Annotated in this window: 8 protein-coding genes; 2 read left to right on the top strand and 6 right to left on the bottom strand. The window is 56.7% G+C overall.

What is annotated here, in order from left to right; genetic code table 11:
- Positions 1–89: 89 nt before the first annotated feature.
- Both CA54_RS30070 and CA54_RS00560 read right to left on the bottom strand, forming a co-directional pair.
- A complete protein-coding gene (locus tag CA54_RS30070) occupies positions 90–1,856 on the bottom strand; it encodes a hypothetical protein (protein WP_146368939.1) in 1,767 nt (588 codons plus the stop codon).
- Between the two features lie 2 nt (positions 1,857–1,858).
- Entirely contained in the window at positions 1,859–2,347 is a 489-nt protein-coding gene (locus CA54_RS00560; RefSeq protein WP_146368938.1) for a hypothetical protein, read from the bottom strand.
- 538 nt (positions 2,348–2,885) lie between these two features.
- On the opposite strand from CA54_RS00560, the gene solA reads away from it, so the two are divergent.
- Together solA and CA54_RS00550 are read left to right on the top strand one after the other, a co-directional pair.
- Entirely contained in the window at positions 2,886–4,022 is a 1,137-nt protein-coding gene (gene solA / locus CA54_RS00555; protein WP_146368937.1) for an N-methyl-L-tryptophan oxidase, read from the top strand.
- A 21-nt stretch (positions 4,023–4,043) separates the two neighbouring features.
- Entirely contained in the window at positions 4,044–5,489 is a 1,446-nt protein-coding gene (locus CA54_RS00550) for a sulfatase (RefSeq protein WP_146368936.1), read from the top strand.
- A 147-nt stretch (positions 5,490–5,636) separates the two neighbouring features.
- On the opposite strand, the gene CA54_RS00545 is transcribed toward CA54_RS00550, so the two are convergent.
- The 4 genes from CA54_RS00545 to CA54_RS00530 all read right to left on the bottom strand — a co-directional run bounded on the left by CA54_RS00545 (position 5,637) and on the right by CA54_RS00530 (position 12,647).
- On the bottom strand, positions 5,637–8,753 hold the full coding sequence (locus CA54_RS00545; RefSeq protein WP_197532095.1) for an AAA family ATPase: 3,117 nt from the start codon (positions 8,751–8,753) through the stop codon (positions 5,637–5,639).
- Positions 8,750–10,147 (bottom strand): metallophosphoesterase family protein, encoded by a 1,398-nt coding sequence (locus tag CA54_RS00540; RefSeq protein ID WP_146368934.1) that lies wholly within the window; start codon positions 10,145–10,147, stop codon positions 8,750–8,752. The genes CA54_RS00545 and CA54_RS00540 overlap by 4 nt, the downstream gene beginning before the upstream one ends.
- A 114-nt stretch (positions 10,148–10,261) precedes the next feature.
- Positions 10,262–10,990, bottom strand: a complete 729-nt coding sequence (locus CA54_RS00535) for a hypothetical protein (protein ID WP_146368933.1) — start codon at positions 10,988–10,990, stop codon at positions 10,262–10,264.
- 190 nt (positions 10,991–11,180) lie between these two features.
- A complete protein-coding gene (locus CA54_RS00530) occupies positions 11,181–12,647 on the bottom strand; it encodes a DUF1501 domain-containing protein (protein ID WP_146372224.1) in 1,467 nt (488 codons plus the stop codon).
- Positions 12,648–12,688 lie beyond the last annotated feature (41 nt).

Here is a 12,688-nt window from a genome sequence, read left to right as displayed (position 1 = left end):
CTGTGGATATCAAAAAAGGCGCGGAAACGCCTCAGGGTTCCCGCGCCTGTCTTCTCTTTTTTACAACTGAAAATGAATATTCTGTTACGTTATTTTTTGAACGTCAGTCCAGAATCTTCATCGCCGCCACCTACGATTTTGAAGTTGAAACTTTTGTCGTCGACCCATTTGAGTCGACCGACCAGGGCGTTGTGATCAGGCCGTGCCAGCGTCAGCAATCCGTTGCCAATCACGTATTCACCGCTGAATTTATGGGTTTCTCCTTTGGCTGTATAAACCCAGGTGAAGGTTCCCTTGTCGGTCAGCGTTAACTCAAACTTCATATTGTCTTCGCTGACCGACTTCCAGGTTCCCACATATTTCTTCAAATCCGCTTTGGGAGCGGCCTGAGGGACTGCCGGATCGGGTTGGTCCTCCTTCGTGGCTGGTGTCGATTCGTCCGGCGCATCGGCAGCGGGCTGTTCCGGTTTCGGCTCCTCGGTTGCGTCAGGTTGTGAAGCGTCCGGTTGAGCGTCGTCCGACTGCGGTGCTTGCGGCTGGGCGTCGGCGGGCGCTTCTAACATGGGTTGTTTGTCGGAAGGTTGTTCTTCCGCAGTCGGCGACTGTGGTTTGAATTCTTCTGCCGCAGGAGGGGTGGGAGGTTGTTTCACCTCCGGTTCCTCAGCGTCCCCAGGAGGAACGACGATTGGTTTTGTAAATTCGCCCGGCGCATCGTCGTTGGCGACGGGGGCTGGATCCTTTGTTGCAGCTGGTAGGTTTTCGCCCGTGAGTTGCTGATACAAGTTACGTGACAGTTGATCATCGGGTTGGAGTGCGACCGCCTTGGCAAATTCGTCGGCCGCTGCCGTGTTGTGACCACAGGTCAAATACTGGTACCCCAACAAGAAACGGACGAGTGCCGATTGCTTGTGATCGTTGCGGTATTTCTCCAAGGCGCGCAGTTGTTGTGTATAGACGTCGACATTGGTGTACAGTCCCAGCAACGTCGACCAGTTCCAACCGGGGCCGGCTGACAAAACGGGATGTAGCACCGATGCGGCTTCCTCGTAATTGCCTTGCGCAAACAGAATCAAGGCGCGGAATTCGTGCAACACACTGTCCAACGGCATGGTCACCAGCGCGCTATCGACCAATTGCATTGCCCGGGTGTAATCCCCTTGCTTAAAGGCAGCACGAGCATCGTCGAAGCTTTGCAGGCCAGCATCCGACGCCGATTCTTCGGCGGGTTCGGCGAGTAGTTGTGAGTAGTCGACGACGGAATTATCGACGGCTACGTAATAGGGATTCGAATAGTAGGATGGGTAGCCCCAATCGGTATAGGCTGAGTAGTAGGGGTAGCCATAGCCGTACCCACCTCCATAGCCATAGCCTCTGGAGTACCAGGGGAGTCCCCAAAAACCGAAGAGCCAATTGCCATAGTATCCGTAATAGCCCCTACGGCCGTAGCCATAACGACCGTATCCACGTCGGCCATATCCATAACCACGCCAGCCATAACCACCTCGGCCGTAACGCCCCTTACCGTAACCGCCGCGGCCACGATTATAACCACCTCGGTTTCCGGAGCGATTTCCACCACGGTAATAGGAGGAGTTGCCGCCTGGCCCGCCACGTCTTCCGCTGCCTGCAATTTGATTCCCACGACCACCACCTGGGCCTGCGTTACCACGACCACCACGACCGCCGCCTGGGCCTGCGTTACCGCGACCACCGCGACTGCCGCCTGGGCCTGCGTTACCACGGCCGCCGCGACTGCCTGGGCCTGCGATCGAACGTCTACCACCGGGGGCAGTCACGCCACCGCGGATTCCACCGCGTCCACCGGAATTGATATTGCCACGACTTCCAGGACGCATCGTTATTGAGCCACGTGGTGAAGTGCCACCACCACGACGACTGCCGCTGATTCCGGCTCTGCGCGGACTGCTTCCGGCGCGACTGCGGCTGGATCCGCCGCTGCGGGCGGTACTGCCACCTGATCGACCACGTGAGCTAAAACTGCGGCTGGACGTACCGCCGCGCGAAGGACTGCGGCTGGAAAAACCACGCGAGGAACTTCCGCGCGAACTTCTGCCGGAGAAGCCACCCCGTGATCCGCCACTGGACCGACCGCGTGAGCCACCGGAGAAACCGCCACGTGATCCGCCACGCGATCCACCGCTAAAGCCGCCACGCGATCCACCGCGCGAACCTCTGCTAATGCCACCGCGCGATCCGCCTCTCGAACCTCCACGACTAAAGCCGCCGCGTGAACCTCCTCCGCCTCGAAAGCCGCCCCCGCGTGATCCGCCGCCACCTCGGCTAGCACCGCCTCCGCCGCGGCCACCACCCCCTCGACCCCCACCACGTTGGCTGAAAGCCTCTTCGGTCGTGACCGTAATTAAAAACAATAACGTCAGAGCAATAGTGAAAGGTTTCATCGCGCTGCAGCCTCCGCTAGAGAATTCGAAATTCTCAAGACAATGGAATAGTGAAGACTGGCAACCCCCGTAACTCAGTCGCTTCTCGTGCGCGTGACCGGTCACAAGTCACGCATTCAATTTTATAGACATGGTTTCAATCGTTACGCCCACAACTTTCGCCTACCAACAAAGGTTGCAAACACGACATCTTTCCGTTCTGCGACTGGCCGACCTGTGAGTCAACGTGCGTGGCAGACGTCCAAAACCGTCTGGGGTTATTGTAAGCGGTGACAATTCGAAATCCAGACGTTTTTTGCAATTGCAGGTCTCTTTTTCGCTGTATGTCCCCATTTCTCGGGGATACGGGCCGATCAGGCGGGCGATCGGGGAAAATTGTGACGGAAGACGCGCGTTGCATGTCCTGGACAGGTTCCGTTTAATGACGTCGGCAAGAATCCCAATTCGCACGCGGGAAAATTCGTTATGTCGGCAACATTTGACTTCATCGTTCTGGGCGCCGGAGGATTCGGCAGCAGCGCGATCTATCATTTGTCAAAGCGCGGCGCGCGGGTGTTGGGACTGGAGCGGTTCGGCGTGGCCCATGACCGGGGGAGTTCGCATGGGGAAACCCGGGTGATCCGCAAGGCGTATTTCGAGCACTCCGATTACGTACCGTTGTTATTACGGGCTTACGAATTGTGGAGGGAACTTGAGGCGGAGTGCGGCGAGGACTTGTATCACGAAGTCGGCTTGGTCATTGGCGGAATGCAAGATTCCGATGTGGTGACCGGGGCGAAAATCGCGGTGGCAAAGCATGCATTGACAATTGAATCGCTCACCGCCGCCGAAGGGAGGAAACGCTTTCCAACCTATAATTTCCCCGAGGAGTTTTCCGTCGTGTATGAACCGGAAGCGGGGTATTTGGACGTGGAGGCCTGCGTTCGCGCCCATTTGGATGCAGCGGTGAAATACGGTGCCGACTTGCATGTCAACGAAACAGTTATCGATTGGCGGATTGAGGGACCGGGTGTGCGTGTGCGGACTGACCGGGGAGAATACGCGGCGGGTGGTTTGATTATTTCAGCAGGTGCGTGGAGTCGGCCCTTACTGGCGGATTTGAATGTGCCGCTCGAAGTGTTGCGAAAAGTGTTGCTGTGGTACGAAACGCCGGCCCAGAAATTCGATGTGGCTGCGGGCAACCCCTGCTTTTTCTTTGAAACGGCGGGTGGGGAGTTTTATGGATTTCCGCGGATCAACGGGCGGGTCAAATTGGCGGAGCATACCGGTGGGGAGACCGTCGCGGATCCGTTGCTGGTTGATCGTTCGTTGCGGAAAGCGGACACCGTGGGGCCTGGCGAATTCATTGCTAAATTCATGCCCGATCTTCCCACGCGCGCGGCGCAGCACGTGGTTTGCATGTATACCAAAACGCCCGACAGCCATTTCATCGTCGACCGGCATCCGGAGCACGACAACGTGGTGATCGGCGCGGGTTTTTCGGGGCATGGCTTTAAGTTTACCTCGTCGATCGGCGAAGTGCTGGCCGACTTAGTCGATCAAAAGCGAGCGGCGCTGCCGATTGAATTTCTGTCATTAGGACGTGAGGCATTGCGAGCGTAGGTTGCAACAGGGAATCGACTCATGAAAAGTATTGCTACTTTGTTAATCAGCGCATTGTCCGTTGTAGCTGCGTGTGGAGATCGGTCGGTCGCGGCTGAACCGGTGGAGCGGCCGAACATCGTGTTGTTGCTGGTCGATGATTTGGGCTGGGCCGACATTGGGTGTTATGGGGCGGACCTGCATGAAACGCCGCACATTGACCGGCTAGCGACCGAGGGTTTGCGATTTTCCGACGCCTATGCAGCGGCTGCGATTTGTTCGCCGACGCGGGCGGCGATCATGACGGGGAAATACCCCGCGCGGATCCCCATGACCATTTGGCACGAACGGGCAGCAGCCGGCCCAGAACAGGGACGCAAACTGTTGCCGCCGAAATCATTAGCGAATCTGCCGCATGATGAAATCACATTGGCCGAGGTATTGCAGCAACGAGGTTATCTGACGGCGCACATTGGCAAATGGCATTTGGGGACCGCCGGATATTATCCCGAGACACAGGGGTTCGACTTCAACATTGGGGGGACGTTTTGGGGCGCACCGGCGACGTTTTTCCATCCGTTTGCTGGGGCATGGTCGGACGGCGAACCGAGGTACGTACCAGGACTCGGGCCGGGCAAATCAGAGGATTATTTGACCGATCGACTGACCGACGCGGCCGTCCAAGTGATTGAGGAAGCGGGGGAGCGCCCCTTCTTTTTAAACATGTGTTATCACACCGTGCATAGCCCGATTGAAGGGAAGGCGGAGATTGTGGAGCGGTACCGCAAGAAACTGAAGCCGGGGTTGCTGCACAAAAATCCCGACTATGCGGCGATGGTGCAGAGCTTGGATGAAAGTGTGGGCCGTATATTAGAAACGCTGACTCGACAAGGGATCGCCGACCGGACCGTGGTGGTTTTTACGTCGGATAACGGGGGCGTCGTGAATCCGGTGCGCGGGCAAATTCCGACGACCAATGCGCCACTGCGATCAGGCAAGGGGGCGATGTATGAAGGGGGCCTTCGCGTGCCGTTGATCGTCGATTGGCCGGGTGTGACTGATGCGGGAGCGGTTTGCAATCAACCGGTTTCTTCAGAGGATTTGTATCCCACAATTCTGGAGATTGCCGGGGCTGATGACCGGTCGCAGTGGAACGCTGTTGTCGATGGCATGGATCTAGTGCCGTTGCTGAAAGACCCTTCTGCGGAGCTTTCCCGCGATGCGCTGTATTGGCATTTTCCGCATTATTACCCAACGACCACACCGGCCAGCGCCATTCGGGCGGGGGATTGGAAGTTGATTGAGTTCTTCGAAGGGGACCGCGTGGAACTCTATAATCTATCTGACGATCTGGGGGAGCAACACGATTTGGCCAAGTCGAATCCGCAACGCGCCACTTCGATGCTCAAGCAGTTGCGAGCGTGGCGGAAGAGCGTCGGTGCGGGGATTCCCACTGTCAATCCGGACGTTAGCGCGGGGGGCCGATGACGACGGGTGCGCACCTTTTTGTATAGGACAGCAGGTTGTCCGACCGAAATTCGGTAATGGGCGACGACTGTTGTGCGAAAACTCTCACTCCGGCCCTCTCCCAGAGGGAGGAGAGGGGTTTGAAGTCCAGGCGCTTAATTAAGCATGCTATGCGGCTTCGGCGGTGTCAGTGCGGCTGGGGAGCCAGATGGGTTCGCAGCCTTTGGTCTTTGCCATGTGTGCCAAGTGGCGATGGCAGGTGAACATCAGCACTTGGTGGCCTTGCCGGGAAAAGTCGGAGAGGGCTTCGAGGGCGGCTTCGGTGCGATTTTCGTCGAAGTTCACCAGCACGTCGTCCAGGACCATCGGCAGCGTGACGCCGTGGCGGGCGTAATCATGAATCAACGCCATGCGTATCGCCAGGAACAATTGTTCCCGCGTGCCGCTGCTGAGGCTTTCGACGGAGAGGCTATGGCCATGTTCGTCGTCGATCCGAAGGCTGCGTTTGCCGAGCGGGGTCCAGATGTTGCGGTACTTGCCGCAGGTAATGCGTGTGAGGTAGCGCGATGCGTCGGCGATGGTGACCGGTTGCCGGGTGCGTTCGACATGGTGCCGCATCTGTTCGACGGCGAGCTTGGCACGCTGCAGAGCGAACCATTCCGCCCCAGCGGTGTGGATACGTTGTTGAACTTGCGCGATTTCCCGGCGAAGATGTCGCGATTGTTGGTCGGCTTCGATGACCTCCAATTCTCGGCGGAGACTGCCTTGGTTTTTGTAGGCCTCCTGCAGGTCGTTTCGCAGGTCTTCTTGTTCCATCTTTAACAGGTCAATGCATTCCGTATTGTGGGCGGCATCGAACAATTCTAAGTCTTCTTCGGTGACGGCGAGTTCGTGATCGCTTTCGCCGGCTGTTCGCAGATCTTCGTTGGCTTGTTGGAGTTGGCGCTCTAGTAAAATGCGGCGGGACAATGCTTGTGACCGTAATTCAAAGTCTTCGCGGTCCGTAGCACCCGCTTCGCGGAGCAGGGCGGCGCGTTGATTTTTGTAGTCTTGGACCGCAGCGCGACATTCGGCGGCGGTGCGGGCTAGGTCGCGGGCTTCGCGGCGGAGACGGCGACGTTCGTCGCGACCCCCGTGCAGTGCTTTGAGCTGTGCTTCCCAATGGTCCAAAACGACCAAGGGTTGATCAAAGTTGTGTTCCCATTCGTGCATGCGGCGACCGACGGCGGCGATACGGCGACAGAACGACGTATACATTTGCCGGCGGCTTTTGAGTTCGATTTTGGCAATGCGAAATTTATGGCGATCGTGAGACAACTCGACGAGCGATTGCCAAATGGTAAAGGCTTCATTCACGTCCAATGTTTCAGGCAGTCCGAGTTGCGAGAGCAGTTGTTGCCAGCTCTGCCGCGTCCCGGCGACATTGCGTTGCGATTCGTAAATGGCGTTGTTGGCGTTTTCCAAGCGTTGGCGATTTCGTTCGAGTTTGCGTTCCGAAACCGCCAAGCGTTCCAAATCGGCGATTTCTCGCGCGCAACTCCGCATCTCCTCCGCCTCGGGCAACCAGTTTCCGTCATCGGCTTTGCCGGGAGAATCACCAAGCACCTCGAGGATTTCTTCGCGGACACGACGCAGCTCTTCAAAGTTTTGATCGGCCGCTAATGAGATTTCCTCTAAGCGATGATCGACGCCTTGTTCGAAATGGTGTTTGGCCAAACGGCTGAGCATCACCAACATACAACCGATCAGTGCGAACACAGCGCCGATGGTCATTTGGTTAGTCACGCCTTGGAAGGCCCCGACCAGAATCGACAACACGCCGCATGCGGTAACGGCCCAGGTGCAAATGTAGTAACTGGCCGGCAGGGCTAAGCGGATTTCGGTATGTTCTCGTAATTCGTCGAAGCTGAGTTGCCGCTTGTGCAGTTCGCGCTCGTTGAGTTTAAGCTCTCCCAGCGTCTCCATATTGGTGAGCCGTTCGCGGACGACTAGCAGTGCGTCTTGCGCCGAATCGACGCGATACCGGCTCAATCCCGCAACGAGTTTTTCCTGTTGCGACTGGCACAACTTATTGAGTCGTTTTGCCCGCCGTTTGGTTTTTTCACGGCGAGCGACAACACGTTTGAAGGCGCGGGCCGTGCTCACTAGCCGCGCGTAGGCGTTGGGGCTGGTGTCGAACTCAGTGGCAGGGTCGGCAATATGTCCTTCGCCCCATTGCGGTTGGCGTTCCAGGACTTGCTTTTCCAGGTTATCATATTTGGATTGCGCATGGGAAATCTGCTGTTCCAGTTCGGCGATCCAGTCGCGTTGGTCGACCAAACCTTGCAGCGTGACTTCGTATTTGGCGATGTCTTTGTTGCCGCCGAACGTGGCGGCTTGTTCCAAGTGGTGCTTGGCTTGTTTTTTTAATCGGTCGCGTTTTTCGGCCGCTTCGGCGAGTTGGAGTTCGATTTCGTCCAACCGTTCGATACCGTTTTCAGGAAAACTGTCCACAACGGGAAGTTGCGACAATTCGTCTTCCACTGCGCGTACACGATTCCAGGGGGCATAGGCCCGTTGCATATACAAATGGCCGCGGAGTTGCGATTCGATCCCCTCTTGGCGGGCGTTGATGTCATCGATTTCGCCTTGCAACTTTCGTTGCGAGTCGGACAATTCTCGATGGCGGTCTTTGAGTCCCGCCAGTGCATCGAGTTCGGCTTTGAGGCGGTCCCGTTCGCCAAATAGTTCCGGCAGGCGACCGTGTTGCGGATTGGCCCCGATCAGTTTTCGTGATTTGTTGTCGATGTCGTCCAGCGCGTGCAATATCCGTTGGCTTTGCGGTCCGAGCGTTAAGCCGTAGATTTTCTCAGCGACTTGATCTTCATGGAGCGACGCTAGTTTTTGCAACTCGCGTAGCCCGACAGCGAAGACGCGGTGGAAAACTTCTTGGTCCACGCCGCCTAATAATTCTACGAATTCATCGCGATCGACACGGTCGCCATGGGGGCCGATGATCGTGACGGCATTTTCGACGCCTTGTGTGTAACGGCGTTCAATGCGATAGGATCCGCTTTCGGTGGAAAGCGTGAGTGAGCCGGCAACATTATTTAGCTCCGACTGCCCACCGGGATCGCCCAGCCCGCTGCTTTTGAAGTCGTACAGCATGCCGCGCACGAAGCGCATGAGCGTCGACTTGCCCGCTTCGTTGGGGCCATAAAAGACGCTCATTCCCGGGTCGCTCAGTGGCAGATTTAAGTTGTGCCACACGCCGCAATGATCGATCGAAATGTCTGTGATCTTCATGCCGACTCCTCCGTCTGTTCCACGAACCATTCGCGTCCCAGCGCCGCTGCTTGGTCAAGCAGGTCGCCGTCGCTGAAGGTTTTTTCTAATTCTCGCAGTTGTGTCTCCCACATTCCGCCCGAGATAACCGGCAATTCCGGTGGAGCCTCTTCGTCAGCATCTGTGTCGGAAACCGTTGCCGGTTGGGGACGGGTCAATGCGGTCCAATATTCGGCGGCCAATTCTTCTTGAGGGGCCGATTCCAGAATCGACGCGGCGTCGTCCGACGATGTGATTCCCAAACTGCGAATGTAAATATCGCGGTCGTGGAAATGCGTCCGGAGGTGCTCGTCGATGTCGTGTTGGAAATCGCTGTCGGCCAATAAATCGCGACCATGGCCGTATCCGCGGACTTGCCAGGACAACAGCCAAGCCGTTTCTGAGGGATGTCGATGGACGGCGGCGACCGCTGTGGTGAGTGAAGTCAGTAATTCGTCGCGGTCGGTGTGGGGGTGGACGTTTATCTCAAGAGTTTCAAAACGCACAGCAGCCGTCGGCACGAAGGTCAGTTCTATGCTGCCGGTTGTGTCGACTTCGACCAGCGTACAACCGTGCTGTCCGGACTGCGCGGGAGCGATGCCTTGCGTTCCACCGGGGTGATGCGCGACGGCTTTTTCCGCATAGACGGTTCGCCGCGCAGGGCCAGCATTCAGAACCCAATAGCGGACAAGGTTTTCGTTGAATTCTGGACTTGCTGATGATTTCGTGTCTAGTGCAGGTCGAACGTCGTTGGAGACCAATTCGTATTCGGTTGTCGGCCCATCAATGCGTTCTTCCTCAAACTGCCGCGCGATGGGCGGAAAGAAGTCTTCGTGTTGACGAAACGCGATGGGGAACGGGGCGTCGGTGGTCGTACGGATCTTATTGGCCGACGGATGAATGGTGGCGATCACGGTTTCATCGCGCGTGATCGACAGGGGGCGTTCGCCGCTCAAGATCGTGGTGTTGTTTGGAAGCGGCGGTAACGACGACCAACAGGCGGCAGGGTCGGTCTGGCCGGGGACGATGTAGACGTCAATCCCCTGTTCGTCTAATTCCTCAAGGCCGCGGAGCAAGGCGATTTCGGCAAGCAGACATTGGTCGGCCGCGTCAAAACAGTTTCCGGTCAACAACAGAAAGTCGGCTTGTTCATCGACAGCGGTCCGCACCAGTTGGCGGAACGCGGCGAGGGTGCTGTCTTCGGCGATGGCACATAAGTGCGGATCAGCGTAGTCGATCTGTTGGAGTTGGTGGTCCAGTAACAGGTTGGCGGCATGAATGAATCGAAACGGCTGCATCGATAAATCGAACTCCCTTTCGTTATCGGCGTAGTGGGCGGGTTTGGGGGCATCAATGGCTGTAAACTCGCCGGGCACCCATTCCTTGGGTGCTGCACATGTGGTCGCGAAGTGTAACGGGGAGAGCGAATTGAGGAAAGGCCGATTTTGAGACAAGCGAGCCCGCGCGATTTTTGCGGAGGCCGCTTTGCGTCAAAGACTCGGGTCCGGAGTCGGCTTCAAAGCGGGGGGGAGCGGCATCATGTTGAGTTGAGACGCTGCTTTCTTGGAGGCCGGCCAGGCGGGGTCTTGCCTGGTTTGTGGGGAGTAGATCGGATCTGTCAGCATCTGGGCGGTTTGTTGATAACTCTTCAAACCCGCTTGGCTGATCAGCGTCGAACGCAGTGAGAGAAATTGCAAACGAGGCATATCACCAAGGAAGGCAAGCCCCGCATCGCTGACACGCGTGGCATCGAGCACGAGATAGGTAAGGTTTGTCAACTCTTGCAATTGCCGCAATCCCGCGTTCGTGATTTGTGTGAGCCGCAGATTGAGTCCTTCCAGCTTTGGCAATTCACGTAGGTGGGCGAGTCCCTCGTCGCTGATACGGGTTTGTGCCAATGACAAATTTTGCAGATGCTCAAAGAGTTGGAGCTGTTGTAAATGTTCGTCTCCAATGCGGGGGCCATTTAGCTCTACGCGAACCACCCGTTCGAACAATGTTAGGTAGTCGTCATGGATTGCGTCGGGGATCCAACAGGGACGCATCATTGTGGTTTCCGCGGAACCACCCAACTGCTCGATCTTGGCGACGACGCGTTGTTCAATAAAATAGGGTGCGCAGGACTTCAAGCCAAGACCGAAGACAAAGGCAGTGATGCCGCTAATCAGCAGCGCGCGCAGACTGATCGCAGGAAATTTGAATTTTGCTGACTTAGACACGACCGACACTCCTGGACATCAATGACGAACAATTGCTCGTTCGTATCGATGAGTTGCTAATCTTTTACGCACTCAGCAAAACTATAAACACCGCTCGGGGGGATTGGTTTCGCTGATCTTCGGCGGGAAACCGGACGATTCGCAAATTGCGTCCCCGGCTGGTTTCGGGGGAAGGCGTATTGTGCAACTCTTATGCCAAGATTTCATGAACAACCCGACCGTGAATGTCGGTCAGGCGAAAATCGCGGCCTTGGAAGCGGTGCGTCAGTCGTTCGTGGTTGATGCCCAGGCAATGCAAAATGGTGGCATTGAGATCGTGGATGTGCACAGGATTTTCGACGACGTTGTAGCTGAAATCATCGGTTTCGCCGTAGACGATGCCCGGTTTGACGCCGCCGCCGGCCATCCAGACCGTGAAGCAGCGGGGGTGATGGTCGCGGCCGTAGTTGGTTTTGGTCAAAGTGCCTTGGCAATAGACCGTGCGGCCGAATTCGCCGCCCCAGATGACCAAAGTATCATCCAGCATGCCGCGTTGTTTGAGGTCTTTGAGCAGAGCCGCACTGCCTTGGTCGACATCGCCGCATTGTGAACGAATATCTTTGGGCAGGCTGCCATGTTGGTCCCAACCTCGAATGAAGACTTGCACGAAGCGGACATTACGTTCCGCGAGTCGACGAGCCAATAAACAGTTGGCTGCGAATGTGCCCGGCTTGTGGACATCGGGACCGTACATATCGAGCGTGGCCTGGGTTTCGCCGGAGATGTCGGTCAATTCGGGAACCGACGTCTGCATTTTGTAGGCCATTTCGTATTGCGCAATACGAGCATTGATTTCCGGATCCCCGACAGCGGCGAATTGTTGTTCATTCAATTTGGCGAGCGTATCGAGCATGTTCCGACGCACATCCGGAGAGACGCCGGGAGGGTTCGACAAATACAACACAGGATCGCCTTGCGAACGCAGGCTCACGCCTTGGAAGCGAGATGGCAACCAACCCGCGCCCCACAAGCGGGCATACAGGGCTTGTGCATCGCGTTTCGCACTCCATGATGAATGTAGCACCACGAAGCTGGGTAAATTCCGTGACGACTCGCCCAGACCATAGGACAGCCACGCGCCCATGCTGGGACGTCCGGGAAGTTGCGCGCCGGTTTGAATGTAGGTGATCGCCGGGTCGTGGTTGATGGCTTCGGTGTTGACGGTCTTGATGATCGCCATGTCATCGACCATTTTGGCGGTGTGCGGCAACAATTCGCTAATCCACGCGCCCGATTGGCCATGTTGTTTGAAATTGAACAGCGTCGGGGCGATGGGCAATCGCTTTTGACCCGAGGTCATGGTGGTGATCCGCTGCCCTTTGCGGACCGAATCGGGCAGATCCTTGTCGAACATCTCAGCCATGTTCGGCTTGTAGTCGTACATGTCCAATTGCGAGGGAGCGCCCGACATGAACAAGTAGATGACCCGTTTGGCCTTGGCGGGAAAATGCGGTTGGCCAAGCACACCGTGGTCGGCTGTTTCGGTGGCCGATGTCGGAGCACCGAACAGCTCCGGATTTAACGTCGACGCCAAAGCGGCTGTCCCGATTCCCGTAGCGGTCCGTCCGAAAAAATGCCGGCGGGTTTGTAACAGATGTGGGTCGAATATGTTGTTCATCATTTATCCCCGATGCGTCAGGTTTTCCCCGGAAGAACCGG

This window comes from Symmachiella macrocystis, from assembly GCF_007860075.1.
Taxonomy (GTDB): Bacteria; Planctomycetota; Planctomycetia; order Planctomycetales; family Planctomycetaceae; genus Symmachiella; species Symmachiella macrocystis.
Note: the sequence above shows the minus strand (reverse complement) of the source record. Positions and strands in the feature narration are given on the sequence as shown.

Coding starts and splice junctions, on each gene's coding strand:
- solA (WP_146368937.1), top strand. CDS start 2,886: ATGTCGGCAACATTTGACTTCATCGTTCTGGGCGCCGGAGGATTCGGC.
- CA54_RS00545 (WP_197532095.1), bottom strand. CDS start 8,753: ATGAAGATCACAGACATTTCGATCGATCATTGCGGCGTGTGGCACAAC.
- CA54_RS30070 (WP_146368939.1), bottom strand. CDS start 1,856: ATGCGTCCTGGAAGTCGTGGCAATATCAATTCCGGTGGACGCGGTGGA.
- CA54_RS00550 (WP_146368936.1), top strand. CDS start 4,044: ATGAAAAGTATTGCTACTTTGTTAATCAGCGCATTGTCCGTTGTAGCT.
- CA54_RS00530 (WP_146372224.1), bottom strand. CDS start 12,647: ATGAACAACATATTCGACCCACATCTGTTACAAACCCGCCGGCATTTT.